This window comes from Halalkaliarchaeum sp. AArc-CO (genome assembly GCF_024972735.1).
GTDB lineage: Archaea > Halobacteriota > Halobacteria > Halobacteriales > Haloferacaceae > Halalkaliarchaeum.
In genome coordinates this window covers 201,545-227,748 of the sequence record NZ_CP087723.1, presented here as the reverse complement: position 1 = coordinate 227,748, position 26,204 = coordinate 201,545, and the positions used below count along the sequence as shown (strand labels likewise).

Genomic DNA, 26,204 nt, shown 5'->3' with positions numbered 1-26,204 from the left:
AGGACAGTGATGGCAATCGAACCGCTCGGAACGCTGGTCTGGGCGCTTCTCGGAGGCGCCTCCTACGAGGCGCTGTTCCCCCACGGGATCAGCCGATACGCCATCGGGGGCCTGTTCGTCGGGCTGGGCGTCGTGGTGATCTATCTGGGCACCGGTCTGATCCCCGGCGCGAGCACGTTCCTCGAGTCGACGCTGTCGTACGCCTCGGACCAGTCCCGGTTCCAGCAGTATCGCCCCTCCCGGGACTGGCGTGTCGTCTTCACCGCGGGGATTCTGCTCGGGGCGGCCGTCTACGCGGTCGTTTATCAGGGCGGCGCGTGGACGACCGACGTCCAGCCGTGGCGGCTGTTCTTCGGCGGGATCCTCGTGGGTATCGGCACCCGCATCGGCAAGGGATGTACCTCCGGACACGGCGTCTGTGGCGTCGGCTCGCGGTCGAAAACCTCGCTCGTCGGCGTCGTGACGTTCCTGATCGTCGCGATCGGAACGGCCCAGCTCGTCGCCGCGCTGGGGGTGACGCCATGAGTGGATCGTCCGGATCCGGCCGACACCCGCTGTTCATGCCCCTGATCTTCGCCGGGGGGCTGCTGTTCGGATTCGGCCTCGGATTCAGCCACATGGCGCGACCGGAAGTCGTCCTCGACTTCCTGCAGTTCACCGACTTCGGGCTGCTGTTCGTCATGTTCGGCGCCGCGATCGTCACCGGCGTGACGTTCGCGGTGGTGCCGCGGCTCCGCGATCGGGCGCCCCTGACAGGCGACGGCTACGGTCGACGGCTCAAGCCGTTCGACCGGAGCGTGCTCGTCGGCGGATCGATCTTCGGCGTCGGCTGGGGGCTGTCGGGCATCTGTCCCGGCGCCGCCTACGCCAGCGTCGGCATCGGCAACTGGCCGATCGTGTGGGCGATCGCCGGCATGTTCGTCGGCGCGTATCTCCAGGGCGTCTGGCGGAGCCAGCGCGCCACGGTCGGGACGCCGACCAGCGCCGACGATTAGGTCACTTCGTGGTTTCGTAGTTTTGTACTAACCACACATTTTTAATCGAACCCGGAGTAGTTTCGGTCGAGAGTCATGCCCCACGCCTCGGAGCCGCTTGCGTTCGCCCGCGAGAACAAAGAGCGCCTCGCGGATCTCGCGCTGGAGCTCCTGTCGGTCGACACGCAGAACCCGCCGGGGGAAACCCGGGGGCTCGTGGACAGCCTAGAAGATTCGTTCCTCGAGTGGGGGTTGGAAGTGGAACGGTACGCCGTCGATTCGGCGAAACCGAACCTCATCGCGACGCTTCCCGGGGAAACCGATCGGACGCTGTGTTTCAACGGCCACGTCGATACCGTCCCGTTCGACCGCGAGGCGTGGGCGTACGACCCCCTGGGTGAGCGCGTCGAGGTCTCGAAAAACGGCGACACCGAAATCAGGCTGTACGGCCGGGGGGCAACCGACATGAAGGGGCCGCTCGCGTCGATGTTGCTCGCCGCCCGGTCGTTCGGGGAAACGGAAACGACCCCGCCGGTGACGCTGTCGTTTGCGATCGTCAGCGACGAGGAGACGGGCGGTGCGGGCCTGAAGACGCTGCTGGAGTCGGGACGGCTCGACGCCGACGCCTGCGTGATCGGCGAGACGACCTGCGAGCGCGGCAACCACTCGGTCGCAGTCGCCGACCGGGGGAGCATCTGGCTTTCACTTTCGGCGACCGGCGAGGCCGCCCACGGTTCCCGGCCGATGCTGGGGGAGAACGCGATCGACAGGCTGTGGACCGCGATCGAGCGCATCCGCGATCGGCTTCCCGCCCGAACGTTCGATCTCGACCCCGCGATCGAGCCGATCGTCGAGGAATCAGTCGATTACTACGGCCCGGCGATGGGGAGAGAGGCCGCACGTGAACTGTTCACCCGCCCGACGGTCAACCTGGGAACGATCGAGGGAGGCGAAGCCGTAAACAGCGTGCCGCAGGCCGCACGCGCCCGGCTCGACATCAGGCTGACCGCCGGGGTCGCCACGCCACGGATCCTCGCGGACGTCCGGAAGTGTATCGACGACGTCGAGGGCGTGACGATCGACGACGCGAGCTGGTCGGTCGGAACTGCAGAGCCGATCGACGCACCGCTCGTCGAGGCGATCGCGGCCCTCGCCGGCGACGTCACCGGCGAGCACAGCTATCGCCGGAGCGCGACAGGCGGTGGCGACGCCAAGAAGCTGCGAAACGCAGGGATCTCGACCGTCGAGTTCGCACTCGGCACCGACACCGCCCACGCCATCGACGAGTACACCACCCTCGAGGCGTTGCAGGCCAACGCGGAGATTTACGCGCGTCTCCCCGACGCGTTCGCCCGGACGATCGATGCGTGATCTCGGGGGCCGGAGACGAACCGTTTCGTCGGTCGTACCAGACAGTCTATTTAAGTTCGTCGCTAACGCTACTCCATGAGGGAATACGGTCCTGCGACGGTGGTTACCCGTCGGCGACTCCTGTCGGGGGCGGCCGCGGCCGCCACGCTTTCGGTGGGCGGACTCGCCGGCTGTCTCGGCTCGGAGGTCCCGGAGCCGGTCGCGCTCGACGGCGACCAGAGCTGCGATCAATGTGGGATGGTGATCAGCGAGCACCCCGGACCGGCCGGACAGACGTACTTCGAGGGGGACGTCCCGGAGGGTCGGGACGGTCCGGCGTGGTTCTGCAGCAGCAAATGCAGCTACAACTACGTGTTCGACGCGGACGATCGGGGGGAGACGCCGCAGGTGACCTACCTGACCGACTACTCCGCCGTCGACTACGGCGTCGAAGGCGAGGGGGACTCGCTCGTCATCACCGCCCATCTCGAGCCAGAGGCGTTCGCCGACGCTTCCGGGCTCGTCCTCGTCGCCGGCAGCGACGTCGAAGGGGCGATGGGAAGCGCCGTGATCACGTTTTCCGACGGCGACGACGCGGAAGCGTTCGCGGCCGACTACGGCGGTGACGTCGTGCCCCACGCCGAAGTCACCCGCGAGTTGCTCGCGGGGCTTTGATCCGGCAAGTCACTTCTCGTTTCGCTCTTCGTCGGTGCCGCCGCTCGGGAGGCTGTGAGGGTCGAGGGTTTCCTTCCCGCGGCGCGCATCCTCCCGCTCGAAAAGGTACACAGCGGGACCGATAATGGCGACCACCAGCAGCCCAGCCGGCGGGATCTCCGGAAAGATCGCGGCCAGTGCAGCCGCGCCGCCGAGGCTCAGGAAGACGACCGACGCGAGGAGACGCGGTCGAGGGACGGGTACCGAGCGCGCGTCGTAGTAGACGACCGCAGAGAGCAGTGCGGCAGCGACCAGACCGGCGAGCAGGATCCCCCAGTTCACAGTCGTGAGTCGGCGGGAGTCGGCAAAAAGCTGTGCCACGACTGGCCCGGGCGGGCTCCGGACCGGCCACCCGCAGCCTTTTGAGGGTGCCCGCGGTAACGGGCGGATAGATGGAGCTCGAGGACGTGCCGGGCGTCGGGGAGAAGACCGCGTCCGCGCTTTCACAGCTCGAGGATCCCGAACGAGCGCTCCGGGAGGGCGACGTCGCCGCGATCGCCCGCGCTCCCGGCATCTCGGAGGGGCGGGCCGCCGTCATCGCCCGCGGTGCGATCCGGCGACGACACGGCGACCACGGGAGCTTTCTCGTGACCGACCGCGCCCGGGAGATCTACCGGGACGCGCTCGGGTTGCTCAAACGGCGGGCAGAGACCGAGTACGCAAAAAAGCGCCTGGAGACGTTCTATCCGAGCGCGTCCACCTCCCGGATCGCGGAGGCCCGAGAGTTCACCCGCCAGGCGATCGAACGGGAGCCGGATCAGACGATTTCGGCGGCACTCGAAGGAGTAGAGCCGCTGGAGACGCCCTCGCCGACCCGGGTTCGCGAGCGGTGTCTCGCGACCGCCGACGCGGAGCGATACGCCGCCGCGGAGCGACGGTTCCCGGAGCTGTCCGTCGAGGTGATCGAGGACCGACAGGACGTCGCGGAGCTGGCCCGGTCCTACTCGACGGTGATCGTGCTCGACGAGGCGTTCGCGGGGATGGACGTCGCTGGCGACGTGCAGGTCCGGACTGACGTCCAGCTCGCCTCCGAGTCCGACGGCCAGAGCGGGGACCTCGAGACGACCGCAGAGATCGTTCCCGAACGGCTGCTTTCCTTCTTCGCCCACAACCGGGAGACGCTGCGGGCGGCTGTCCGAGTCCACGAGGCGGCTGACCTGGAGCCGACCACAGATCCCGAACGGCTTCGCGGGGCGCTCTCGCGGGTCGACGAGGACGGGACCGTCGTCGGTGACGGGGAACTCGACCGCCTCTCGCGTGCGGTCGACGACCTGGATGCGGCGGTCGGGACCGCAGAATCAGTCGCCAACGATCACCTCCGGGCGGCCATCGGCGAACGGGACGTCACCATCGAGGGGCGGGACTTCCTCTCGCTGGTCGAACAGGGCGCCCGGGTGGACTCGCTGCTCTCACGGGAGCTCCACGAAGAGTACGAGGAGGCGATCCGGAAGGCACGGGAGCAGCTCGTCGACGCGCTGGCGCTGTCCGACGGCGAGACAGAGCTCGCCGAACGCGTGTTCGGCGGGGAGCCGACGTTCCCCGTCGAGCGAAACGAGGAAGCAGTTTCGCGGCTCCGCACGGAGCTTTCGGCGGCGCGGGACCGGCGGGCAGCCCGACTGAAAACGGAGCTCGCAGCCGATCTGGCGGTGCTTCGAGAGCCCGTCGAAACGCTCGTCGCCGACGCGCTCGAACTGGACGTCGAGCTCGCAATATCCCGGTTCTACCGGGAGTACGACTGCACGATTCCGACGGTTCTCCACGACGAACTCGACGGGTGGGACGACGATCCGGCGGACGCACCCGGGATCGAGGTGGTCGGCGGCCGATCCCCGCTTTTGGACGTCGACTTCGAGGCGGTCGAGCCGGTCGACTACCGCGTTTCGGGGGTGACGTTGCTTTCGGGGGTCAACTCCGGAGGGAAGACCTCGACGCTGGACCTGCTGGGACTGGTGGCGGTGCTTTCGGCGATGGGGCTGCCGGTACCGGCCGAGGAGGCGCGGCTGCGTCGGTTTTCGGGACTACACTACTACGCCAAATCCCAGGGGACGCTGGACGCGGGCGCGTTCGAGTCGACCGTCCGGGAGTTCGGTGACCTCGTCGACGGCGCCGACGACAGGCTGGTGCTGGTCGACGAACTGGAGTCGATCACGGAACCGGGCGCGAGCGCGAAGATCGTCGCCGGCATCCTGGAGGAGCTCGACAGACAGGACGCGACTGCTGTCTTCGTCTCCCACCTCGCCCGGGAGATCCGGGAGGCGGCTGATTTCTCGGTCGCCGTCGACGGGATCGAGGCGGTCGGGCTCGAAGACGGCGAACTCGTCGTCGAGCGGTCGCCGGTTCGAAACCACCTCGCGAGGTCGACCCCGGAGCTGATCGTCGAAAAGCTCGCCGGCGAGTCGGACGCGACGTTCTACGAACGGCTGCTCGAGAAGTTCTAGGTACGTTGGACCCAGGCGGCGTTCAGGCCATCTCGTACTGGATCCTGACCTCGGCGGTGACGGTGACTTCGCCGGTTTCGAGCCCGGTCTGCGGGGAATCGTCGGGAGCGGGCGTCGCCTGCGGCTCCTCGGCGACCATCATCGCGTCGTGACGGACCGGGGAGATCCGCCCCTCGGATGCGTCGACGACGGTCGCCTCGACGATCTCTGCACCCACCTCGGCGGCGATCGTGTCGGCCTCCGAGCGCGCACCGTCGATGGCCTGCCGGAGCGCGTCCTCCCGGAGGTCCTCGCGTTTGTCGTCCGACAACGTGTAGGTCACCCGCCCGACGTCGTCTGCACCGGCGTCGATTGCGACGTCGATTACCTCGCCGACGGTGTCGACGTCGTGGATCTCGATCTCGAAGTCGTGACTCCCCTGGTAGTAGGTGTACTCCGCTTCGTCCACGTCGGGATCTCCGGGACGCACGCCGTCTGCTTCCATCCGCTGTCGGTCGATTCGGTCGCGGATGTAGTAGCGTCGAGTGGTGATGTCGTCCTCGTCGATGCCGTACTCGACGAGCGCGTCGACCAGCTCCTCGGCTCTGGTCGCGATTTCGTCGCGTGCTTCGGGTGCAGTGTCGGCCCGCGACTCGACGCCGGCCCGCAACACGGCCATATCGGGGTCGTCAGCGACCTCGCCGGTGTTGGTGACGATCACGGTTCTAGTGTTGCCGCTTTCGTCCACGTCCTCGACCGACGGGTTGCCGGCTCCATCGGAGTCGTTCGGACCGTCGTCGGCCCTGGTACCTGCACAGCCAGCCAGGGTAATTGTCGCAACGGTACCGCCTGCTGCAAGCAGTTCTCTGCGTCGCATAGCCGTTCATGGGAGCGAATATACACTTAAATTAGCGATAGCACAAACGGCCGTTTGAGCCACTGACGGCGGCGTTACTCTCCCTCGGAGCAGAAGATCGGTTGCGAAACGGGATGTTCGATGGAAAGGTATAGGACGGAGACGGAAGGACGTGTGTACAAGCGATCACCATGTCCGAACAGGGCTACGACCACACGGCAGTCGAGCGACGATGGCAGGAGGCCTGGGACGAGGCCGACGCGTACCGAATCCCGGACGACGCCGAGGATCCGACCTACGTCCTGGGAATGTACCCATATCCCTCCGGGAAGCTCCACATGGGGCACGTCCGGAACTACACGATAACCGACGCCTACGCCCGGTACCGACGGATGCGTGGCGACGAGGTGCTCCACCCGATGGGGTGGGACGCGTTCGGCCTCCCCGCCGAAAACGCCGCCAAGGAACGGGACACCAACCCCCGGGACTGGACGTTCGACTGCATCGAGACGATGAAAGGACAGATGGAGTCGATGGGCTTCGGCTACGACTGGGACCGGGAAGTCACTACCTGTACGCCGGAGTACTACCGGTGGAACCAGTGGCTGTTCCGCCGCTTCTACGAGGAGGGGCTCGTCGAGCGACGCGACGCCGACGTCAACTGGTGTCCCTCCTGTGAAACTGTCCTCGCCGACGAGCAGGTCGAAGTCGAGGGCGACGCGGAGCTGTGCTGGCGATGTGACACGCCCGTCGAGACGCGGGAGCTGTCCCAATGGTTCCTGGAGATCACCGAGTACGCCGACGAACTGGTCGAGTACATCGACGAACTCGAGGGGTGGCCCGACTCCGTCCGGCAGATGCAGCGCAACTGGATCGGTCGACAGTACGGGACGACCCTCCCGTTCGAGATCTCCGGACCGGAGGGAGCGGACGGGGACGGCCGGGAGTACGGCACCGTCGATGCGTTCACCACCCGGGCCGACACCGTCTTCGGCGCGACGTTCTTCGCGCTTGCGCCAGACCACCCGATCACCGAGAAGCTGATCGAGATCGACGACGCCGTCCACGAGTTCCTCCATCACGAAGCCGATCCCGACGGCGACGAACCCAACGGCGTCCGGACCGACCTGACGGCGAAAAACCCCGTCACCGGCGAGGATCTTCCCGTCTTCGTCGCCGACTTCGTGCTGTCGGACGTCGGCACCGGTGCGCTGATGGGCGTTCCGGGCCACGACCACCGCGACCACGAGTTCGCCTCGAAGATGGGGATCGACATCGATCCCGTGATCGCCCCCGAACCCGACGACTGGGACGGGGAGACCGCCCCCGAAGCGCCCGCCGTCAGCGAGGGAGCGTTCACCGACGACGGCGTGCTCGTAAACTCCGGCGACTACACCGGGCTCGACAGCGAGACCGCCCGCGAGCGGATCACTGAAGACACCCCCGGCGCCGAGGAGGCAACCCAGTACCGGCTGCGCGACTGGGGCATCTCCCGGCAGCGCTACTGGGGGACGCCGATCCCGGTCGTCCACTGTGACGACTGCGGCCCGGTGCTGGTGTCCGAGGGGGAGCTGCCCGTCGAGCTGCCGGAGTTTATAAATACCACCGGCAACCCGCTGGACGAAGCCGACGAGTGGAAGGAGACGACCTGTCCCGAGTGCGGGGGCGAGGCCGTCCGCGAGACCGACACCATGGACACGTTCGTCGACTCCTCGTGGTACTTCCTGCGGTACGTCTCGCCGGGCCTCGAGGAGGCGCCGTTCGACCTGGAGCGGGCAAACGACTGGATGCCGGTCGACCAGTACGTCGGCGGGATCGAACACGCCGTGATGCACCTCCTCTATTCGCGGTTTTTCACCAAGGTACTGGCCGACCACGAGGGGCTCGAGCACCGCGAACCGTTCACCAACCTGCTCGCACAGGGAATGGTCCAGCTCGAGGGGAGCAAGATGTCCAAATCGAAGGGCAACGTCGTCTCCCCCCAGCGCATCGTCGAGGAGTACGGCGCCGATACGGCCCGGCTGTTCATGATGCAGGCCGCCCAGCCGGAACGCGACTTCGACTGGAGCGAGGAGGGCGTCCGGTCGACCTACCGGTTCCTGGCACGGCTCAAAAACGAGGTGGAGGCGTTCGTCTCGGACCGCCCGAACGGCGACCGTACGCCCGTCGCTGACTACGTCGAAAGCGAGATCGACGCGACGATCGACGCCGCGACAGCCGACTACGAGACGCTGACGTTCAACACCGCGCTGCGGGAAGCCCAGAAGCTGGTGCGGACGCTCCGTCAGTACCGCGAACACGCCGAAGAACGCGGGGAACAGCCCCACGCGTCGACCGTCGAGCGGGGGCTGGTGGCCGCGGTCAAACTGCTGGCGCCGGTGTCACCACACCTGTGTGAGGAGCTGTACGACGCCCTCGGCGACGCCGACGGCGGAAGCGACTGGGTCGACGAGGGGCTCCTCGTCGACGCCGACTGGCCAGAACCCGTCGGCGACGTCGAGGGCGCAGACGAGCGCCGGAAGCTCGTGGAAAACACCCGCGAGGACGTCCGCCAGATCGTCGACGTCGCCGGAATCTCCGAACCCGAGCGGATCGATGTCGTCGTGACGCCCGGCTGGAAGTTCCGGGCGCTCGAGATCGCCGTCGAGAGCGACGCGGACAACCTAATCTCCGAGCTGATGGGCGACGCCGAGATCCGCGAGCACGGGGACGCCGCCGCCGACTACGGCAAGGAACTCGACGCCGAACGCGAGGCGCTCACGCTCACGCTGCCGCCCGAGCGGGAGTACGAGGCGCTCCGGGAGGCCGCCTGGCTGATCGAACGGGAGTTCGAGGCGCCGGTGCGGGTGCTCCCAGCCGAGGAGGCCGACGACGACGTCGCCCGAACGGCCGAGCCGGGTCGGCCCGCGATTCACATCGAGGAGTAGCGTCCGACCCCGACGCGGTTCGTCACCAACGATGTTTTTGTGCGGTATCGAAACCCGGCTTAGCGACCCGTCCGGCCCCCGTCCTCCGACGGCGGTCGGAACGCCCGGACGGTTTCCCTGTGATCGTCGGGGACGTCGACCCCGAGTTCGGCCCCGACGTCGGCCTCCCGACATCCCCGGGCAGTGAACACGTTCCCCCAGTTGCGGTGGTACAGCGGGAACTCGTCGTTGACGTGGCTCACCGGCGGGTCGCCCGACGGATCCGCGGCGTCATCTCGCCCGTCGCCGACTGCCTGGCGTTCGTTTTCGACGGTGACGAGCAGCTCCCCCGCGACCCTGACCAGCTCGTCGAAGACCCACTCGATGTCCGGATGGAGGTGCTGGAGCGTCTGCACCGAGTAGATCGCATCGAACCGGTCGTCCTCGAAGCCGCAGACGACGTCCTCGACCGCGTCCAGGTAGAACGTCCCTTCGGCGGCGAGGGCCGGATAGGTCTCGGCCATCACGTCGAGAGCGTCTTCGTTGACCTCGATACCGGACAGATCGGAAAACTCGTGGTCCAGGAGATGCGAGAGGTGTCGGCCCGAGCTACACCCCACCTCGAGGACGGACGCGTCGGTGCCGACGGTGCGCGCGAGGAGACCTCGAAGGAGCTCGCTCGTCTCGTTCGGCCCGTAGTAGGCGTAGTACGCCGGGGAGTACTCGCCCGAGCGCTCCGCCCAGCTGCGCCGAACGTCTGTAGAATTCACGTGGGTGACACGAGAGCGACGCGGAAAAGACCGTCGAAGCGGGAGGCCGAAGGCGTTGCCGTCCCGTCGAAAGCCAAGATCCCGGAGGAGCTTCCAGTCGTTTCACCGAACCAGTCACTTTTTTCGCGAGAACTGCCGATTCGAGGACGAATATCCGGAACAGAGGGCAAAAAAGTTATATTCGAATGCTAGATCCAGAGTTTCGTGGACAGATAGGAACCCTTAACCGCGTGACTATCCCACGTGTAATTGCAATGGCAAACGGAACTGTTGATTTCTTCAACGACACTGGCGGCTACGGTTTCATTTCGACTGGCGACTCCGACGACGACGTGTTCTTCCACATGGAGGACGTTGGCGGCGAGGATCTGTCCGAAGGGACCGAGATCGACTTCGACATCGAACAGGCCCCCAAGGGCCCCCGCGCGACGAACGTCGTCCGCGTGCAGTAACTGATTCGAACGGACGCGTCGTCTTTCGACGCGTCGTAATTTCGTTTTCGTTTTTTGCGAACCTACCAATCGAGAGCGGTGCCGACAGCCGGGCTAGAGCCGCTCTGCGAGCACCGACGCGATCTCGTCGGCCTGCGTTTCGGGGTCGCCCTCGACCCACTCGCCCAGGCGGTCGGGGCCTTCGATCGCCTCCAGATCCGCCACCTCGGTGTAGGAGCCGTCCAGCCCGAGTTCCGATTCCGGCAGGTCGAGATCACCGGCGTCGTAGACGGTGAGCTCCCACTCGTTTTCGGCCCACCGCTTGCGCTTGAAGTCGGGGAATCGGGGATCGTTGACGCCGTACTCCACGCTCGCGACGGTCGGAAGCGGCACCCGGACGGTCTCCTCGCCCCCGGCTTTCGTCCGGACCGCACGCAGGCTCCCGTCCTCGATTTCCGCCTCGCTTACGGCCATCACCTGGGCGGCGTCGAGCCACTCGGCGATCCCCGGCGGGACCTGCCCGGTCGAGGAGTCCGACGACTCCTCGCCACACAGCACCAGGTCGACGTCGCCGACCTTCCGGACGCCGGCCGCGAGCACCCGGCTCGTCGGGTAGGTGTCGGCGCCTGCGAAGGCTCGATCCGAGAGCAACACCGCGTCGTCGGCGCCCATCGCGACCACGTCCTGGAGGTGCTCCTCGAAGAACGGCGGCCCCATCGACACCGCAATCACTTCCGCGTCCTCGCCGGCCTCCAGGGCCGCGTCCTTCAGCTGGAGCGCCATCTCGACGGCGTTCTTGGCGGCGGGATCCAGCTGCGAGTCGGCGTCCTCCCGGTCGATCGTCATCGTCTCCTCGTCGAGGCTCACCTCCTCGGGTTTGGGGACGACCTTCACCGCGACGGCGACGGTGAGCGTCATGCGGAGATCACCCCCTCGGCCTCCAGTCGGTCGATCAGCGGCGGCAACACCTCGAAGAGGTCGCCCTCGATACAGTAGTCAGCGTGATCGAAGATCGGCTCCTCGGGGTCGGTGTTCACCGCGATCACGGTGTCGACGTCGTCGAGGCCGGAGGTGAAGTACACCGAACCGCTGATACCGGCACAGATCGCCACGTCCGCCTGCAGGGAGTAGCCGGTCGAGCCGATCTGTCGCTCCCGGGACACGAGCCCCTCGTCGCACAGCGGCCGAGTTACCCCGAGCGTCCCATCGAGCGCCCCAGTGAGTTCTCGCGCCAGCTCCAGATCCCCGTCGAACCCGCGACCGGCACAGACGACCACGTCCGCGCCGGGGAGGTCGACGGTCTCGCCGACCTCCCGGTCCAGGATCTCCGTGCGGAGGTCCGCCTCGCCGAGGTCGGGCTCGCGAACCGCGACGTCACCCTCCCGGGAGTCGTCGGGCTCGAGCGCGGTGAACACCCCCGGTCGGACGGTGCTCATCTGCGGTCTGCCCTTCGCTTTCACCATCGCGAGGATCCCGCCGGCGAAGGCGGGGACGCCGCCGACGAGGCTCCCGTCGTCGTCGATCTCCAGCCTGACGACGTCGGCGTTGAGCCCGGCGTGGAGCCGGACCGCCAGCCTGCCGGCCAGCCCGATCCCGTCGTTGGTCGCCGGCGACAGGAACATCGCGGGATCGCCCTCGAGGAGCGCCCCCTCGACGGCGTCGACGTACGTTTCGGGCCGGTAGACGTCGAGCAGTTCGTGTTCGATCTGCACGACCCCGTCGGCACCGCGGGCGATCGCCGCCTCCGCCAGCCCGTCGAGGTCGTCTCCGGCGCCCACCAGGACGCCGGTCACCCCGGTGTCGACCTCTTCTGCGAGCTCTCTGGCCTTCCCGAGGATCTCGTAGCTGACGTTCGATACCACACCGTCTTCCGCTTCCAGGTACACCCAGATGTCGTTGTCGTAGGCAGTCATGTCAGTCACCTCCATCGTTCGCGTCCGTATCGTCGCCGGCCTCGAACGCCTCGAGCAACACCGTCGCCAGCTCCCGGACGGGCGCCTCGGCGCCGACCTTCTTCACGCCGTCGTCGAGTGTCTGCACGCAGTAGGGGCAGGCCGTGAGTAACTCCTCCGCCTCGGTGTCGTCGGCCTGTTTCGCGCGGACGTCCGCAAAGCGTTTCCCGCCGTCGCCCTCGCGCCACATGTTGCCGCCGCCGCCACCACAGCAGAGCGTGTCCGTCCCGGACTCGGCGAGTTCGTCTACCTCGACGCCGGCCGCCGAAAGCAGCCGCCGGGGCGCCTCGACGGCGGCCATCCCCCGGGCGAGGTAACAGGGATCGTGGAACGTCACCGTCCGATCGAGATCGCCGAATTCGAGGTGACCCTCCTCGACCAGGTCCGCCAGATACTCGGTGTAGTGGACGACATCGGCGGCGAGATCTGCGCCGTCCTCGAACGTTTCCGCGCAGTGCGGGCTCGTGGTGACGATCGTCTCCGCGCCCGTCTCGGCGAAAGTCGCCGCGTTCATCTCAGAGAGCTGCTGGAAGAAGTCAGGCTCGCCCGTCTGTCTGACCACGTCGCCACAGCAGACCTCCTCGTCGCCGAGGACGGTGTAATCGACGCCGGCCGCCTCGAGCAACTGCACCATCGCCGCCGGCACCGACTGCAGCGACGGGTCGTAGGAGGGCGTACAGCCGACGTAGTAGAGCACCTCGGCTTCCCCGCCGACCGGCACGTCGAGGTCGTCCGGAACCTCCTCGAGCCAGGCGTCCCGCTCGCTCGCGGGGCGCTCCCACGGGTTGTCCTCCTCGTAGACGCTCCAGAGCGCCCCCTCGAGCCGACCGGGCGCGGCGTCCTCCTCGAAGGCGACCTCCCGGAGCCCGCCGATGGCGTCCATGATGTCGACGCCGCGTGGACAGCTGGCCTCACACTCCTTGCACGTGAGACACCGGTAGAGCTCCTCTCCGACGCCGTCGACGCCGAGCTGGCTTCCGCGCATCAGCTCCCGCACCCGGATCGGCTTCTCGTCGATCGCGTCGTACGGACAGCTCGCGGTGCAGGTACCACACTGGTAGCAGACGCTCGCGGCGCCGTCGGTCGCCTCGACGATCCGGTCCCACCGGTCGTCGTCGACGTACAGGGGCGCCGCCTCGTCGGCTTTGCTCATTGGCGGTCACCCCCCTGCGTCGAGTCAGCGTCACAGTCGCCACAACAGCCGCCGTCGGCCCGGACGCGGTCGGCGACGAACTCCCGGACGACTTCGTCCATCTCGGTCGCCTTGGCGGCGAATCGCTCGCCCTCGGCTGCGCTGATCCACTCGAGCTGGAGCCGACCCTCGTCCTCCTCGTCGAGTTTGTTCTGCCAGCGGTTGACGCGCTCTTCGGTGTAGGTGTTGGCGTCGATGTAGTGGCAGTCGCCGATGTGACAGCCGGTCACCAGCACCGCGCCGGCGCCCTCCTCGAAGGCGTGGTCGACGAACTCCTCGTCGACCCGGCCCGAGCACATGGTTCGGACGATCCGGATGCTCTCGGGATAGCTGCGCTTCTCGATGCCGGCCTGGTCGGCGCCGGCGTAGGAACACCAGTTACACGCGAAGGTGAGCACCTTCTCCTCGGGGTTGGTCTCCAGCGCGGCGCTGATCTGGGCTTTGATCTGCTCGTCGGTGAAGCCGGGCATCGTGATCGAGTCGGTCGGGCACGCCGACGCGCAGGTGCCACAGCCCATGCAGGCCGCCTCGATCACGCTGTGGACGCTCTGGGCTTCGCCTTCGACGGCGTTGTACGGGCACACCTCCGCACACCGTGTGCAGCCGATGCAGGTCTCGGGATCGATCTGCGCCGCGAGCGGTTCCTGGGTGATCTCCTCCTTCGAGAGCAGCGCGTCCGCCTTGGCAGCCGTTCCAAGCGCCCCGTCGACGGCGTCGCGGACGCCTTTCGGCCCCTGGGCGGTGCCAGCCATGAACACGCCGCCGACGCTGGCTTCGACCGGACCGAGCTTCGGGTGACTCTCCAGCAGGAACTGCTCTTCGTCGCGGGTGACGGTGAGCTGGCTCGCCACGTCACCCTCCTCGTCGGCGCCGTTCGAACGCAGCCCCGTCGCGAGAACGATCAGGTCCGGCTCGAGAACGACTTCGCGGTCGAGCGTCCGTTCGTGGAAGGAGAGTTCGCCCGCCTCGGCGTCGTACGAGAGCGCCTCGCCCGCCGGGGTGTCCTGATCGTACCGGAAGAACCGGACGCCCTGCTTTTGGGCCGCCCGGTAGGCCTCCTCACCCCCCCGGGTGAACGTCCGGACGTCCTTGTTGACGACGTCGACCGTCGCGCCGTCGGCGGCGAGCTGGTTCGCCTGCCCGACGATCGAGGAACAGCAGTAGCGCGAACAGCCGCGGTCGCCGTCGCGGGAGCCGACACAGCCGACGAACGTCACCCGGTCGGCGTCGACGCCGCCGTCGGCGAGCCGCGCGTCGAGTTCGCGGTTCGTGATCACCTCGAGGTTGTCGTCGTAGCCGAACTCCTCGGGCTCGTACGGCGAGGCGCCGGTCGCGAGCACGACCGCGCCCGCGTCGACCGTCTCCCCGGAGTCGAGGTTGATCGCGAAGTTACCGATGTGGCCGCTTACACCCTCGACGTCGGTATCGGTGTGGACGACGACGCCCGACTCATCGAGCTGCCGTTTCCGCCGTTCGAGCAGTTCATCGGCGTCCCGTCCCCCGGGATGAAGCTCCTCGAGGTGTCGGAGCTGCCCGCCGAGTTCCGCCTCCCGCTCGATCAGGTGGACCTCGTGGCCGCTCTCGGCCATCGAGACCGCCGCCGACATCCCGGCGATCCCGCCGCCGATCACGACGCCGGTCTGCTCGACCGGCTGTTCGATCTCCTCGAGCGGGGTGAGAAACGCCGCCTTGTCGACGGCCATCTTCACCATGTCTTTCGCCTTCTCGGTTGCGCTCCGCTCGTCGTCGTGGACCCAGGAGTTGTGGTTCCGGACGTTCGCCATCTCGAGCAGGTACTTGTTCAGACCGGCCTCGGCGATTACGCGCTCGAAGGTGGGACCGTGAGTCTTCGGCGAACAGGAGGCGACCACCACCCGGTTGAGTTCGTGTTCCTTCACCGTCTCGGTGATGTGTTCCTGGGTGTTGCCCGCGCAGGCGAACAGCAGGTCCTCGGTGTACTCGACGTTCGGCAGGTCCTCGGCCCAGTCGGCGACCTCCTCGACGTCGATCGTGCCGGCGATGTTCGACCCGCAGTGACAGACGAACACGCCGACCCGCTCCTCGCCGGTGGCGTCGATCGGCTCGACGTCGACCGGCTCCGGCCAGGTGCGTTCCTCGACGTGTGAAAGCGCCCGCGAGGCCGCCCCGGACGCCTCGGCGACGCTGTCGGGGATGTCCTTCGGCCCGGTCGCGGCGCCGGCGGCGTACACACCGTTGCGGGTGGTTTCGGTCATGTCGCCGCCGGCCTCGGTGGTCGCAAAGAAGCCGTCGTCGTCGACCTCGACGCCGAGCCTGGCGGCGAGATCGGGCGTGCCGTCGCTCGGGATGAGCGCCGGCGCGAGCACGACCATGTCGTACGCTTCCTCGCGGACCTCGCCGGCGTCGGCGTCCTCGTACCGGACGACCGGCGAGTCGCCGTCGGTGTCGACGGCGGCGGGGCGGCCCCGGACGTAGTCGACGTCGGCCTCCTCGCGGGCCCGGTCGTAGAAGTCGTCGAACCCCTTGCCGAACGCCCGCATGTCCATGTACAGCGCCGTGACGTCGTCGACGCCGTGGTCGACCGACTGGATCGCCTGCTTGTTGGAGTACATACAGCAGACCCGCGAGCAGTACTCGCAGTGACGCTGGTCCCGGCTCCCCACGCAGTAGACGAACAGCACGTCCTCGGGGTGTTCCCCGTCGGACGGACGCACGATGTGTCCCTCGGTCGGGCCGGCGGCGTCGAGCATGCGCTCGTACTCCATGCTCGTGAGCACGTCCGGATGCTCGCCGTAGCCGTACTCGTCGATCACCTCGGGGTTGAGCAGGTCGAATCCGGTGGCGACGATCACCGAGGAGACGTCGATCTCGTACTCCGTTGGCGCCATCTCGAAGTCGATGCAGTCGGGGCCGCAGGCCCGCTGACACCGGTCGCAGGGCATCCGGTTCGGCGGGTCGTTCATGCAGGTGTCCAGATCGACCACGTACGGGCCGGGCTCTGCCTGCTCGAACGGCGTGAAGATCGCGGTCCGAGAGCCCATCCCCTCGTCGAACTCGTTGGGCGCGTACTCGGGGCACGCCTCCACGCAGTCGTCACATCGGGTGCACTCGTCGCCGACGAACCGGGGAGCCTGGTAGACGTCGGCAGTGAAATCGCCCGCCGCCCCCGAGAGATCCGTCAGTTCCGCGAGAGTGAGCACCTCGATGTTGTCGTGTTCGATCGCGTCGCTCATCACCGGCCCCTCGATGCAGATCGAGCAGTCGAGGGTCGGGAAGTTCTTGTCGAGGGCGGCCATCTTGCCGCCGATCGACGGCGATCGCTCGACGAGCACGACCTCGGCGCCGGAGTCGGCGAGATCGAGGCTCGACTGGATGCCTGCGATGCCGCCGCCCACGACCAGCACGTCGGCGTCGACGCGCTCTGTCGCTGTTCGTCCGGTGCCGAGCGGATCGACCCGGTCGACGCTCATTGTACCACCTCCCGTGGCTCCTCGCCGAGGTAGTCGAGTTCGTCGTCGGCGACGACAGCCTGGCCGCGCTCGAAGGCGCGCTCGTTGAGGTCCTCGGTACCGTCGGGGACGGTCTCGCGGATCGCCGCCCCGACCGCTTCCGCGGGCGGCGTGCCGACGAGTTCGACGACCGCCCCGAGCGTCAGGACGTTGGCGACGACCTTGTGACCCAGTTCCTCGGCGAGATCGACCGCCGGGAGCGACGCCACAGTTGCGTCCGGCCGCCGTTCCAGCAGCGGTTCGGGGTCGACCAGGCTCCGTTCGACGAGCACGAGCCCGCCCTCCGTGACAGTGTCGGCGTCGCGTTCGAACGCGTCCTGGGAGAAGGCGACCACGATGTCGGGATCCACCACGTTCGGGTAGTCGATCTCCTCGTCGCTGACAACGACGTCACCCCGGGAGAAGCCGCCGGTCTTCTCGGGGCCGTACGCCTCCGTCATCGTCGCGTCCATGTCGGCGTGGACGCTGGCGCCGTGACCCAGCACGTGGGCCATGGTGATCACGCCCTGCCCGCCGAAGCCCGAAAACCGGAACTCGGTGCGGCTCATTCGGACTCACCTCCGTCCCCGCCGAGCAACCGCTCTTTGGCCTCGAGATACGGCGTGCTCTCCTCGTCGACGAAGTTGCCCAAAACGAGGTCCTCTCCCTCCAGTGCGATGCCGACCTCATCCAGGTCGGCGTCGTGGTCGATCACCGCGTTCTCTTCGAAGTAGTGCATCATGTCCAGTCCCTCCGGGAATTCGTTCGCCTTGCCGAACCCCTCCGGACAGGGAGTGATCACCTCCACGAATCCCAGCCCCGGCTTTTCCATCGCGGCCTCGATCGCGTCCGCGAGCCGTCGCGGGTGGAGGACCGTCCACCGGGCGACGAACGGGACGTCGAGGCTGTCCGCCAAAAGCGGGAGGTTGAACGGCCGTTCGTAGTTGCCTTCCGGTGTCGTCGCGGTCACCTTGCCCGTCGGGGTTGTGCCGCCGAACTGTCCGCCGGTCATGCCGTAGTTGAAGTTGTTCGAACAGACGATCGTGAGATCGAGGTTCCGCCGGGCGGCGTGCAGGAAGTGGTTGCCGCCGATGTTGAACAGGTCGCCGTCGCCGGAGACTACCGACACCTCCATCTCGGGGTTGGCGACCTTCAGCCCGGTCGCGAAGGGGATCGCCCGGCCGTGCGTGGTGTGATACGAGTCGGTGTTGACGTAGCCTGCGGCGCGGCCGGCACAGCCGATCCCGCTGACGACCGCGTGGTCGTCGAGCCCCTTCGGGGAGCGCTCGATCGCCTCGCCGAACGCCTTGATCGTCGTCCCGAGCCCGCAGCCGGGACACCAGATGTGGGGGATCCGCCGGTCCCGAAGCACCCTGTCGTCGGGGTGGTCCTCGACGATCTCCGCCGGCGACTGGGTGGTCTTGCTCATCGAATCACCTCCCGTACGGTGTCGGCGACGTCGTCCGGCCGCGGGATCGCCCCGCCGGGATGGGTGTGGGCGTCGACCGGGCAGTCCGCGTGGGCCCGGACGGGGGTGACGTACTGACCGAGGTTCATCTCGGCGACGACGATCCGGTCGACCACGGTCGAGAGCCCCTCGATCTCGTCGATCGGGAACGGCCAGGGAGTGACGACCCGCAGGAGTCCTGCGTCGACACCCTCACCCCGGAGTTGGTCGACTGCGTCGTGGGCCGAACGGCTCATCGAGCCGTAGGCAATCAGTGCGACGTCGGCGTCGTCGAGCCGATATCGTTCCACTCGGCAGATCTCCTCGCGGTTGTCGTCGACCTTGTCCATCATGCGCCCGAGCATCGTCTCGTGAGTCTCCACGTCGATGTCCGGATGGCCGCGCTCGTCGTGGGTGAGGCCGGTGACGTGCACCCGACCGCCGTCCCCGGCGGCCGCCATCGGCGGCACCTGGACGGAGTTGTCGTACGGGCGGAACGTCTCGGGGTCGATCTCGTCGTCCGGCCGCGGACGGTCGACCGTCTCGACCGAGTCTGGGATCGACACTTTCCCGGTCATGTGCCCGACGGTCTGGTCGGCGAGGACGATCACCGGCGTCCGGTACCGTTCGGCGGCGTTGAACGCTTCGACCGTCAGATCGAACATTTCCTGTGGGCTGCTCGGGGCGTAAGCGATCATCGGATAGTCGCCCTGGCTCCCGTATCGCGCCTGCATGACGTCACCCTGTCCGGGGAGCGTCGGCATACCTGTCGAAGGCCCACCGCGCTGCACGTTGACGATCACACAGGGAGATTCCGTCATCGCCGCCAGCCCGAGGTTCTCGTTCATGAGGCTAATCCCCGGTCCGCTCGTGGCGGTCATGCTCTTTTTCCCGGCGTTCGACCCGCCGACCACGGCGGCCATGCTGGCGATCTCGTCTTCCATCTGGATGTACTGGGCGCCGGGGAGACCGGGGAACCGCTGGCTGATGCGTTCGGCGACCTCGCTGGCGGGCGTTATCGGATATCCAGCGAAGAATCGACAGCCGGCGGCGATCGCCCCTTCCGCACAGGCGGTGTCTCCCATCATGAAGTGGTCGCCGGTGAGGATCTCCGGTTCGTCCGCCGACCCTTCGTCGGATTCCTCCTCGGAGACGGCCATCAGCTCTCACCCCCCGCCGGCGTCGGTTCGGCCTCCCCGTCCGTTTGCTCGACGGTGTAAATCGAAAACTCCGGGCAGATCCACGCGCACATCCCACAGTCCACACAGTCGTCGGCCTTGTCCTCGGCCACCGTCGGGGGACGATACCCTTTCCGGTTGGCTTCCTGACCACGTTCGAGAACGTCCTGTGGGCAGTACTCCCAGCAGTACCCGCACTCCTTACAGCGGTCCGGCAGTATCCGAACGACCCCACCCGGTACCAGAACCGACGACTCGTCGATCGGCTCGCGGGGGCGCTGTCGGGCGCGCTCGACGTATCGTTCGAGACCTTCGAACCGTCCGGCACGATTCGCTGGCCACCTATCTGCCAGTTGTGACTCGTTCACACTAATCACTCACTTGAAATCGGCCCCCTACGTCGAAGGGAATCTTCCCATCAATAGATGGGGTTTTATTAGCCGGCACGGTTCCGGCGTAATCGCGGGGAAACGCCGCGATCAATCAGTACGAAAGCCCCCGTCCGACACAACGCTACTCCGTGTCCAGGATCGAATTCAGGAGTTTCCGCTGTGCTGCAGAGAGGTGTTCGATGAACGTCGCAGTCGCGATGTCGAGTTCGTCGGCGACCTCGCCCGCGTTGGCCCCTTTCGGGTGGTCGAAGTAGCCGAGTTCGTGTGCCGTCGTCAGCACCTGCTGTTGTCGATCGGTGAGGACGCTCTTGTCGAAGAACACGAGCGACTTGGATCCGTTCTCCTCCGTCGCCCGCGACTGGACGAGCCGCCTGACCTCCATTTGCGGATGGTACTCCCCGACCGTCTCGATTACCTCTGTGAGGGCGTCCCGGTCGGCGGCGTGGAAGACGACGTACAGCGTTCCCCGTTCGCCCCTGACGTCGACCACCGGTGACCCGTGTTGCTCGATGCACTCGCAGGGACAGTTCCGGTCGCTGACGCGTTCGAACCGATAGATCGCACTCGATCCATCGGTAAACGTCTTTTCGAGCTCGAGATCCTCGAACTCCGTCGACAACGGGTCCGAAGAGCGGACACTGAACTCCTCGGTGACGTGTTTCGGGGCGTGGGGATCGACGCTTTTCGACATCGAGTAGGCAGTCACGTCCTCGGCGGCTGACACCCGGGCCATCGGACAGGCTACCGCTGCCGGAATCTTCAGTTCCGCGCGGATACCCGAAGCCATCCCTTTATATTTTTGGTTTTCCTCGTGAAAACCTTTGCTCCAATTCTCACTCATTAATGATCGCCCGATATCCTTCAGGTGTATTTATACTCGGTCGCGGATTCGCCGTCATGCTCCGAGAGAACGACGGGGGTCACGCATCCAGGCCGAGTTCGTCGGCCCGGTCGTCGACGAATTCCTGGAGCTGTTCGATCACCTCCTCTCCCTCCCCCGACTCGAAGAGGTGGTCGAACCGCCCCTGACAGTCGAGGTACTCCCGAACCGGTTTGCGGTCGCGGATCCGCATCACGTCCACCAGTTCGCCGTCGACGACCTCGAACAGCGGCTGGAGGCCGGTTTCGACCGCGAGCTGGGCGACGGTGATCGCCTCAGCCGGGTCGAACTCCCACCCGAGCATGCAGGGCGCCTGCACCTGGACGTATTTCGGCCCGTCGTGTTCGAGCGCCCGCTCGATCTTCTGTTTGAAGTCCTGCGGGTAGCCGATCGACGCCGAGGCAACGTACGAGCAGCCGTGCGCGGCGGCGATTGCGGGCATGTCCTTTTTGGACGTATCGTCGCCGAGGCTCTCTGCGCCCGGGGGCGACGTGCTGGTGCTCGCTCCAAGCGGCGTCGCACTCGATCGCTGGATCCCGGTGTTCATGTACGCCTCGTTGTCGTAACAGACGTACAGGATGTCGTGGCCGCGGTCCATCATGCCGCTGAGACTGCGGATGCCGATGTCGAAGGTGGCGCCGTCGCCGGCGACGACGACGAAGTTCACGTCGTCGTGATCGGTGAACTCCTCGGCCGCCGTGCGATCGAAGGCGCGATACGCCGCCTCGATGCCGGAGGCGACTCCCGCCGCGTTCGCGAACACGTCGTGGATCCAGCTCACCCCCCACGAACTCTCCGGGAACGGGCTGGAGATGACCTCCATACAGCCGGTCGCCATCGAGATGACGGTGTGTTCTCCGGTGGCTTCGGTCAGGTGCCGCATCGCGAGCGCCGGCGCACACCCGGCACAGGCACGGTGACCGGGTGTGAACAGTGTATCGTCGTACGACAGGACGGCGTCCGGGTCCGGCGGCGAACTCATGCCTGCGTCACCTCCATTTCGAGCAGATCCCCCTTCAGTTGGGGCCAGCGTTCCTCGGCGAGGAACCGACGTGGATGCCCTTCGTCGGCCGCGTCGGCCGTCTCCTCGATGACGGCCTCGACGTCGTCGTGGGAGACGTCGCGGCCGGCGAGTCCGAGGACGTAACTCCGGACGGCCGGCTGCGTGTCTGCGCCGTAGAGCGCCGACTTGAGCTCGCTCGCCAGGCTGCCCTGGTAACCGGGGGAGTTCTCCTTTTGCATGACGCTTACCGCCTCGACGCCGGCGAGTGCATCGCGGAGCTGTTCTGCCGGGAACGGCCGGATCACGCGCGGCCGAACCAGTTTGACGTCCGCGGGGTGATCGGCGATGACGTGTTCGACCGTCCCCGAAAGCGACCCCAGACACACGAGTGCGAGGTCGGCGTCGGCGGGGCCGATCGTCTCGAGCATCCCGTCGTATTCGAGCCCGTACTCGCGGCCGAACTGGTCGCCGAACGCTTCGGTCGCGTCGGCGATGACTTCCCGGGACCGGAGCATCGCCTCCTGGATGGCGTACCTCGCTTCCGTCCAGTGTTCGGGTCGCCCCACCCCGCCCATGGTCGTGGGATCCGACGGGTCGAGCGTCGCGAACGGCTCCCGGTCGGGAAGGTACGCGGAAACCGCCGCCTCGTCGGGAACGTCGACCGGTTCCTTGACGTGCGTCAGGATGAATCCGTCGAGGTTCACGAGCGCGGGAAGCGAGATCGTCGGGTCCTCCGCCACCCGGTAGGCCACGAACACGGTGTCGACGGCCTCCTGGACGTCCTTGGCGAAAAACTGGATCATCCCCCCGTCGCGCTCGGCGAAGGCGTCGGTGTGGTCGTTCCAGATCGAAATCGGCGCCGAGAGGCTCCGGTTCGCGACGGCCATCACGACGGGCAACCGCATACCCGCCGCCGTAAACAGCGGCTCCGACATGAGTTTGAGCCCCTGCGAACAGGTCGCGCTGAAAACGCGTGCGCCGGCGGCGCTGGCGCCGATACACGACGAGGCGGCGTTGAACTCCGAGTCGACCTTCAGAAACTCCCCGTCGAGTTGGCCGTCGGCGTGCATCTTCGAGAGCGTCTCGACGATCCCGGTCTGTGGCGTGATCGGGTACGCGGAGACGACGTCCGGCTGGGCGGACCTGACGCCGGCCGCGACTGCCTGATCACCCTTCAGCATCGTCCGGTCGCCCATCTCACTTCACCTCCGGGATCATGTCGATGGCGTCGATCGGACACTCGGTTTCACAGATCCCACAGCCCTTGCAGTACCGGTAATCGACGGCGACCTGCTGGTGACCGTCGTGTTTCGCCGCCCGCGGGACGGGACGCCGATCGCCGGGGATGGACCGACCCGATCCCTGGAAGTCGTCGACGCGGTGGACGGCTCCATCGGGGCAGAACGTCACACAGAGCCCACAGCCGACGCACGGTTCGTGGTGGATAACTGGACGGCTCTCCCGCCAGGAGCCGGTCTCGTTGACGAGGCTCGTCTTCGGGTCCGCGATCGCACCCATCGGGACCGTCAGGTCCTCGTAGGGGTCCGCGACCTGATCCTCGGCTGTCGCCGTTTCGGCGGCGGGCTCTGCGGCGTCCCCTCCGGAGTCCGGGGGGCGTTCGACCCCCGCCGATTCGGATCGACCGGCGTCGGTCATACGGCGGCCACCTCCCGGAACGCGGCGTCGGCGGCAGCAGCGTTCTTCCGTCCGATGTCGCCGCCGAACGTCGAGACTGTCACCGATTCGATGCTGTCGATCTCGAGAACACCCGTCGCGCCGGCGAACGCTCCCAGAAGCGACGTGTTCATGATCGGTCGTCCGAGATGCTCCCTGGCGATGCCGGTGGCGTCGACGGTCACGATCCGTTCGTCGGTGGGGATCGACAGTTCCGCCGGCTCCGCCGTCGAGTTGACGACGACGGTCCCGTCCTCTATCAGTCCCTCGGCGACGTCCACGATGTCGACGAGCGTCGGATCCTGAACGAGCACGTAGGTGGGTTCGTTCACCTGGCTCCGATCGGTGATTTTCTCCGCGTCGATCCGTGCGAATGCCTCGACGGGAGCGCCCCTCCGTTCGACGCCGAACGCGGGGAACGCCTGCGCCCAGTCTCCCTGCTCGAATGCGGCCTCGGCGATCAGGTGGGCCAGGGTTACCGACCCCTGCCCACCGCGCCCGTGTATGCGAATCTGTTCCATGACACCTAGTTTCGATCCCCGGGGAATGTCGTTGGCTCCTACATATAATGGTAACTTAAACCGAACTCCCGAAGTAGTGGACGTTTGAACAAGTTTCCATCGAAACGTACTGATTTTTATACAACGTGGCGTCGAAGGACGACCTAATATAATGTCCCACGATATGAATCGTGGGCGTATATCCTCGTCAAAAGGTAACAATCGACTATGGAAATAAACGAGCTACTCGCCCGGCTCGAGACGATGTCGTACCCGACGACGACCGAGCGCGTGGTGGAGGAACTCGACGATCCGAAACTGACCCTCGTGGACGGCAAAGACCGCCTTTCGTCGGTGTTCGAGCGGGTCGACGACGAGGTGTTTGACTGCTGTGACGATGCCAAACTCGCGGTCCTCGGCGGGCTGAAAGGCGATGCCGTCGGACGGAAGGGGTACAGCGACCGCGATCCGCCGACGACGAGCGAATCGGATTCGGTCGGGCCGACCCTGTAGCGGCGTTCGCTTCGAATCCACCCCACTGCCGAGGAACCGAGATCAGCCGGGAATAGATAATAAACCAATATTTGTTGGTTGTTAGTTAACCTCACTATACGTCCGAGTGTGTGTATGAGCAGCAAGCACCAACCGACCGACGGTGATCAGACGACAGCCGAGGCGCCTCACTGTGGCGTCTGTGAACACGTCTACTTCGGGGACGACTGGGATCGGACTCCGTTCTGTGTGGAGTGGAACAAGGAGACCTCGATCCGCGTCGGAGAGGTGTGTTCCGCGTTCTCGTTGCGCGACGGGACGACGATCGTCGGAACTGCACCCGTCGAGGCCGAGGTCGACGTCGAAATCGACTGGGAGGAGTTGACCACCGGGACCGACGCGCCGTTTTTCGCCGCCTATCAGGACGACGAGAAGTACGGCTGGATGTGTGGCAACTGTCGCACCCTCGAGATCGCGATCGACACCATGGGACAGTTCGTGTGCAACGACTGTGGAAACAAACACAGCCCGACGGAGTGGGATCCCGCGTACCTCTAGGGCGCTCCGCTATCCGCGCATCTGTAGGCTGCTTCGCTACGCCAGACCGAGCAGGTCGAAGGGCGTCCCGTTGTCGTTCTCGTCGGCGTGTTCGTAGACGACGTGAGCGGTCGCGACGTCCTGGATCGCAAGCCCCGTCGAATCGAAGACGGTGACGCCGTCCTCCGGTGTGCGTCCTGGTTTGTTGCCGACGACGATCTCGCCGATCTCGCCGTAGATGTCTCCGTCCTCGAGCAGCCCCTCGCTCCAGGGAACGTTGATCTCCCCGGAGTGTGTGCACTGGTCGTAGTCGTCGATGACGAGTTTTGCCTCCTGAAGGATCTCCGACTCCAGTTCCTGTTTGCCGGCGGCGTCGGCACCCATCGCGTTGACGTGGGTGTGTTCGCCCAGGTTCTCCGAGGAGATGATCGGCTCCCGGACAGGCGTCACTGTCGAGAGCACGTCACACTCGGCCGCCTCCGCAGTCGAGCCGCCGCAGACCTCGAAGCGATCCTCGAACGCCTCGACGAACGCGGCGACCCGCGCTTCGTCCACGTCGGAAATGACGACCGTCTCGATCGGGCGGACCTCAGCAATCGCCTCAAGCTGCGTGTACGCCTGCACGCCGGCGCCGACGATCCCCAGTGAGGTGGCGTCCTCGACGGCGAGATGATCGGTCGCGACCGCCGCCGCCGCGCCCGTCCGCCGGGTCGTGAGTTCGGTGCCGTCCATGATCGCAAGCGGGAAGGCGTTCTCCGGGTCGGAGTAGATCATCGTCCCCATCACCGTCGGCAGGTCGTACTTCGCCTCGTTGTCGGGGTGGACGTTCACCCACTTCACGCCGGCGGCGTCCCAGTCGCCGGCGTCCATGTACGCCGGCATCGATCGGAAGTCGCCGTTGTACTCGGGCAGTTCGATGTACGACTTCGCCGGCATCTGGGCGTCGCCGCGCTCGTAGGCGGCGAACGCCGACTCCAGCGCCGGAACGACGCGGTCCATCGGCGCGTTCGCTGCGACCGCATCGCTGTCCAGAAGCAACGTCTGCATGCGCGCAACTTTTGCCGGGGAGTAT

The 26,204-nt window shown here is 66.6% G+C and carries 26 protein-coding genes; 9 read left to right on the top strand and 17 right to left on the bottom strand.

The features are described from left to right. The first annotated feature begins 9 nt into the window (after positions 1-9). The 4 genes from AArcCO_RS01835 (at position 10) to AArcCO_RS01820 (ending at position 2,999) form a co-directional block, all read left to right on the top strand. The gene (locus AArcCO_RS01835; protein WP_259534686.1) at positions 10-525 is read left to right on the top strand and encodes a YeeE/YedE family protein; all 516 of its coding nucleotides are present in this window, start codon (positions 10-12) and stop codon (positions 523-525) included. Beyond that, entirely contained in the window at positions 522-995 is a 474-nt protein-coding gene (locus AArcCO_RS01830) for a YeeE/YedE family protein (RefSeq protein ID WP_259534685.1), read from the top strand. The genes AArcCO_RS01835 and AArcCO_RS01830 overlap by 4 nt, the downstream gene beginning before the upstream one ends. Before the next feature lie 75 nt (positions 996-1,070). Further along, positions 1,071-2,345 (top strand): M20 family metallopeptidase, encoded by a 1,275-nt coding sequence (locus AArcCO_RS01825; RefSeq protein ID WP_259534683.1) that lies wholly within the window; start codon positions 1,071-1,073, stop codon positions 2,343-2,345. Between the two features lie 75 nt (positions 2,346-2,420). Further along, positions 2,421-2,999 carry a nitrous oxide reductase accessory protein NosL gene (locus AArcCO_RS01820; protein ID WP_259534682.1) on the top strand — a complete coding sequence of 193 codons (579 nt, stop codon included), beginning with the start codon at positions 2,421-2,423 and terminating at the stop codon, positions 2,997-2,999. A gap of 9 nt (positions 3,000-3,008) precedes the next feature. Here the strand turns inward: AArcCO_RS01820 and AArcCO_RS01815 are convergent, their stop codons facing one another. Further along, the gene (locus tag AArcCO_RS01815) at positions 3,009-3,320 is read right to left on the bottom strand and encodes a hypothetical protein (protein WP_259534680.1); all 312 of its coding nucleotides are present in this window, start codon (positions 3,318-3,320) and stop codon (positions 3,009-3,011) included. A gap of 110 nt (positions 3,321-3,430) precedes the next feature. Between AArcCO_RS01815 and AArcCO_RS01810 the strand changes: the two genes are divergently transcribed. Beyond that, the gene (locus AArcCO_RS01810; RefSeq protein WP_259534679.1) at positions 3,431-5,476 is read left to right on the top strand and encodes a MutS2 family protein; all 2,046 of its coding nucleotides are present in this window, start codon (positions 3,431-3,433) and stop codon (positions 5,474-5,476) included. A gap of 22 nt (positions 5,477-5,498) precedes the next feature. Here AArcCO_RS01810 and AArcCO_RS01805 read toward each other — a convergent pair whose 3' ends face one another. After that, positions 5,499-6,332 carry an SIMPL domain-containing protein gene (locus tag AArcCO_RS01805; protein ID WP_259534677.1) on the bottom strand — a complete coding sequence of 278 codons (834 nt, stop codon included), beginning with the start codon at positions 6,330-6,332 and terminating at the stop codon, positions 5,499-5,501. Between the two features lie 170 nt (positions 6,333-6,502). Between AArcCO_RS01805 and leuS the strand changes: the two genes are divergently transcribed. Next, the gene (gene leuS, locus AArcCO_RS01800) at positions 6,503-9,238 is read left to right on the top strand and encodes a leucine--tRNA ligase (protein WP_259534676.1); all 2,736 of its coding nucleotides are present in this window, start codon (positions 6,503-6,505) and stop codon (positions 9,236-9,238) included. A 59-nt stretch (positions 9,239-9,297) separates the two neighbouring features. On the opposite strand, the gene AArcCO_RS01795 is transcribed toward leuS, so the two are convergent. Then, a complete protein-coding gene (locus AArcCO_RS01795; RefSeq protein WP_259534675.1) occupies positions 9,298-9,987 on the bottom strand; it encodes a class I SAM-dependent methyltransferase in 690 nt (229 codons plus the stop codon). Positions 9,988-10,241: 254 nt separating this feature from the next. On the opposite strand from AArcCO_RS01795, the gene AArcCO_RS01790 reads away from it, so the two are divergent. Then, entirely contained in the window at positions 10,242-10,439 is a 198-nt protein-coding gene (locus AArcCO_RS01790) for a cold-shock protein (RefSeq protein ID WP_259534674.1), read from the top strand. A 93-nt stretch (positions 10,440-10,532) separates the two neighbouring features. Here AArcCO_RS01790 and AArcCO_RS01785 read toward each other — a convergent pair whose 3' ends face one another. From AArcCO_RS01785 to AArcCO_RS01725, 13 genes are all read right to left on the bottom strand, one after another. Further along, complete coding sequence (locus AArcCO_RS01785) at positions 10,533-11,336, bottom strand: electron transfer flavoprotein subunit beta/FixA family protein (RefSeq protein ID WP_259534673.1); 804 nt, start codon at positions 11,334-11,336, stop codon at positions 10,533-10,535. Then, positions 11,333-12,331 (bottom strand): electron transfer flavoprotein subunit alpha/FixB family protein, encoded by a 999-nt coding sequence (locus AArcCO_RS01780; protein WP_259534672.1) that lies wholly within the window; start codon positions 12,329-12,331, stop codon positions 11,333-11,335. The genes AArcCO_RS01785 and AArcCO_RS01780 overlap by 4 nt, the downstream gene beginning before the upstream one ends. A 1-nt stretch (position 12,332) precedes the next feature. After that, the gene (locus AArcCO_RS01775) at positions 12,333-13,523 is read right to left on the bottom strand and encodes a (Fe-S)-binding protein (protein ID WP_259534670.1); all 1,191 of its coding nucleotides are present in this window, start codon (positions 13,521-13,523) and stop codon (positions 12,333-12,335) included. Then, positions 13,520-17,011: an RnfABCDGE type electron transport complex subunit B gene (locus tag AArcCO_RS01770; protein WP_259534669.1), complete on the bottom strand. Its 3,492-nt coding sequence runs from the start codon at positions 17,009-17,011 to the stop codon at positions 13,520-13,522. The genes AArcCO_RS01775 and AArcCO_RS01770 overlap by 4 nt, the downstream gene beginning before the upstream one ends. Then, the gene (locus AArcCO_RS01765) at positions 17,008-17,598 is read right to left on the bottom strand and encodes a 2-oxoacid:acceptor oxidoreductase family protein (RefSeq protein ID WP_259534668.1); all 591 of its coding nucleotides are present in this window, start codon (positions 17,596-17,598) and stop codon (positions 17,008-17,010) included. The genes AArcCO_RS01770 and AArcCO_RS01765 overlap by 4 nt, the downstream gene beginning before the upstream one ends. Further along, the gene (locus AArcCO_RS01760; protein ID WP_259534667.1) at positions 17,595-18,458 is read right to left on the bottom strand and encodes a thiamine pyrophosphate-dependent enzyme; all 864 of its coding nucleotides are present in this window, start codon (positions 18,456-18,458) and stop codon (positions 17,595-17,597) included. The genes AArcCO_RS01765 and AArcCO_RS01760 overlap by 4 nt, the downstream gene beginning before the upstream one ends. Further along, entirely contained in the window at positions 18,455-19,636 is a 1,182-nt protein-coding gene (locus AArcCO_RS01755; protein ID WP_259534666.1) for a 2-oxoacid:acceptor oxidoreductase subunit alpha, read from the bottom strand. The genes AArcCO_RS01760 and AArcCO_RS01755 overlap by 4 nt, the downstream gene beginning before the upstream one ends. Further along, entirely contained in the window at positions 19,636-20,022 is a 387-nt protein-coding gene (locus AArcCO_RS01750) for a 4Fe-4S dicluster domain-containing protein (protein ID WP_259534664.1), read from the bottom strand. Before AArcCO_RS01750 ends, AArcCO_RS01755 begins: the two co-directional genes overlap by 1 nt. A 145-nt stretch (positions 20,023-20,167) precedes the next feature. Then, on the bottom strand, positions 20,168-20,833 hold the full coding sequence (locus AArcCO_RS01745) for a helix-turn-helix domain-containing protein (RefSeq protein ID WP_259534662.1): 666 nt from the start codon (positions 20,831-20,833) through the stop codon (positions 20,168-20,170). 133 nt (positions 20,834-20,966) lie between these two features. Next, a complete protein-coding gene (locus AArcCO_RS01740; RefSeq protein WP_259534661.1) occupies positions 20,967-21,908 on the bottom strand; it encodes a thiamine pyrophosphate-dependent enzyme in 942 nt (313 codons plus the stop codon). Further along, positions 21,905-23,125, bottom strand: a complete 1,221-nt coding sequence (locus AArcCO_RS01735; RefSeq protein WP_259534660.1) for a hypothetical protein — start codon at positions 23,123-23,125, stop codon at positions 21,905-21,907. The genes AArcCO_RS01740 and AArcCO_RS01735 overlap by 4 nt, the downstream gene beginning before the upstream one ends. A 1-nt stretch (position 23,126) precedes the next feature. Beyond that, positions 23,127-23,585, bottom strand: a complete 459-nt coding sequence (locus AArcCO_RS01730) for a 4Fe-4S binding protein (RefSeq protein WP_259534659.1) — start codon at positions 23,583-23,585, stop codon at positions 23,127-23,129. After that, positions 23,582-24,124, bottom strand: a complete 543-nt coding sequence (locus tag AArcCO_RS01725) for a pyruvate ferredoxin oxidoreductase subunit gamma (protein ID WP_259534657.1) — start codon at positions 24,122-24,124, stop codon at positions 23,582-23,584. Before AArcCO_RS01725 ends, AArcCO_RS01730 begins: the two co-directional genes overlap by 4 nt. A gap of 207 nt (positions 24,125-24,331) precedes the next feature. Between AArcCO_RS01725 and AArcCO_RS01720 the strand changes: the two genes are divergently transcribed. Further along, a complete protein-coding gene (locus AArcCO_RS01720; RefSeq protein WP_259534656.1) occupies positions 24,332-24,616 on the top strand; it encodes a DUF5789 family protein in 285 nt (94 codons plus the stop codon). Positions 24,617-24,730: 114 nt separating this feature from the next. Further along, positions 24,731-25,153: a DUF5816 domain-containing protein gene (locus tag AArcCO_RS01715; RefSeq protein ID WP_259534655.1), complete on the top strand. Its 423-nt coding sequence runs from the start codon at positions 24,731-24,733 to the stop codon at positions 25,151-25,153. 36 nt (positions 25,154-25,189) lie between these two features. Here the strand turns inward: AArcCO_RS01715 and AArcCO_RS01710 are convergent, their stop codons facing one another. Then, on the bottom strand, positions 25,190-26,179 hold the full coding sequence (locus AArcCO_RS01710) for an ornithine cyclodeaminase family protein (RefSeq protein ID WP_259534654.1): 990 nt from the start codon (positions 26,177-26,179) through the stop codon (positions 25,190-25,192). Positions 26,180-26,204 lie beyond the last annotated feature (25 nt).

Coding starts and splice junctions, on each gene's coding strand:
- AArcCO_RS01835 (WP_259534686.1), top strand. CDS start 10: ATGGCAATCGAACCGCTCGGAACGCTGGTCTGGGCGCTTCTCGGAGGC.
- AArcCO_RS01830 (WP_259534685.1), top strand. CDS start 522: ATGAGTGGATCGTCCGGATCCGGCCGACACCCGCTGTTCATGCCCCTG.
- AArcCO_RS01825 (WP_259534683.1), top strand. CDS start 1,071: ATGCCCCACGCCTCGGAGCCGCTTGCGTTCGCCCGCGAGAACAAAGAG.
- AArcCO_RS01820 (WP_259534682.1), top strand. CDS start 2,421: ATGAGGGAATACGGTCCTGCGACGGTGGTTACCCGTCGGCGACTCCTG.
- AArcCO_RS01810 (WP_259534679.1), top strand. CDS start 3,431: ATGGAGCTCGAGGACGTGCCGGGCGTCGGGGAGAAGACCGCGTCCGCG.
- AArcCO_RS01805 (WP_259534677.1), bottom strand. CDS start 6,332: ATGCGACGCAGAGAACTGCTTGCAGCAGGCGGTACCGTTGCGACAATT.
- leuS (WP_259534676.1), top strand. CDS start 6,503: ATGTCCGAACAGGGCTACGACCACACGGCAGTCGAGCGACGATGGCAG.
- AArcCO_RS01790 (WP_259534674.1), top strand. CDS start 10,242: ATGGCAAACGGAACTGTTGATTTCTTCAACGACACTGGCGGCTACGGT.
- AArcCO_RS01785 (WP_259534673.1), bottom strand. CDS start 11,336: ATGACGCTCACCGTCGCCGTCGCGGTGAAGGTCGTCCCCAAACCCGAG.
- AArcCO_RS01780 (WP_259534672.1), bottom strand. CDS start 12,331: ATGACTGCCTACGACAACGACATCTGGGTGTACCTGGAAGCGGAAGAC.
- AArcCO_RS01775 (WP_259534670.1), bottom strand. CDS start 13,523: ATGAGCAAAGCCGACGAGGCGGCGCCCCTGTACGTCGACGACGACCGG.
- AArcCO_RS01770 (WP_259534669.1), bottom strand. CDS start 17,011: ATGAGCGTCGACCGGGTCGATCCGCTCGGCACCGGACGAACAGCGACA.
- AArcCO_RS01765 (WP_259534668.1), bottom strand. CDS start 17,598: ATGAGCCGCACCGAGTTCCGGTTTTCGGGCTTCGGCGGGCAGGGCGTG.
- AArcCO_RS01760 (WP_259534667.1), bottom strand. CDS start 18,458: ATGAGCAAGACCACCCAGTCGCCGGCGGAGATCGTCGAGGACCACCCC.
- AArcCO_RS01755 (WP_259534666.1), bottom strand. CDS start 19,636: ATGGCCGTCTCCGAGGAGGAATCCGACGAAGGGTCGGCGGACGAACCG.
- AArcCO_RS01745 (WP_259534662.1), bottom strand. CDS start 20,833: ATGGCTTCGGGTATCCGCGCGGAACTGAAGATTCCGGCAGCGGTAGCC.
- AArcCO_RS01740 (WP_259534661.1), bottom strand. CDS start 21,908: ATGAGTTCGCCGCCGGACCCGGACGCCGTCCTGTCGTACGACGATACA.
- AArcCO_RS01735 (WP_259534660.1), bottom strand. CDS start 23,125: ATGGGCGACCGGACGATGCTGAAGGGTGATCAGGCAGTCGCGGCCGGC.
- AArcCO_RS01730 (WP_259534659.1), bottom strand. CDS start 23,585: ATGACCGACGCCGGTCGATCCGAATCGGCGGGGGTCGAACGCCCCCCG.
- AArcCO_RS01725 (WP_259534657.1), bottom strand. CDS start 24,124: ATGGAACAGATTCGCATACACGGGCGCGGTGGGCAGGGGTCGGTAACC.
- AArcCO_RS01720 (WP_259534656.1), top strand. CDS start 24,332: ATGGAAATAAACGAGCTACTCGCCCGGCTCGAGACGATGTCGTACCCG.
- AArcCO_RS01715 (WP_259534655.1), top strand. CDS start 24,731: ATGAGCAGCAAGCACCAACCGACCGACGGTGATCAGACGACAGCCGAG.
- AArcCO_RS01710 (WP_259534654.1), bottom strand. CDS start 26,179: ATGCAGACGTTGCTTCTGGACAGCGATGCGGTCGCAGCGAACGCGCCG.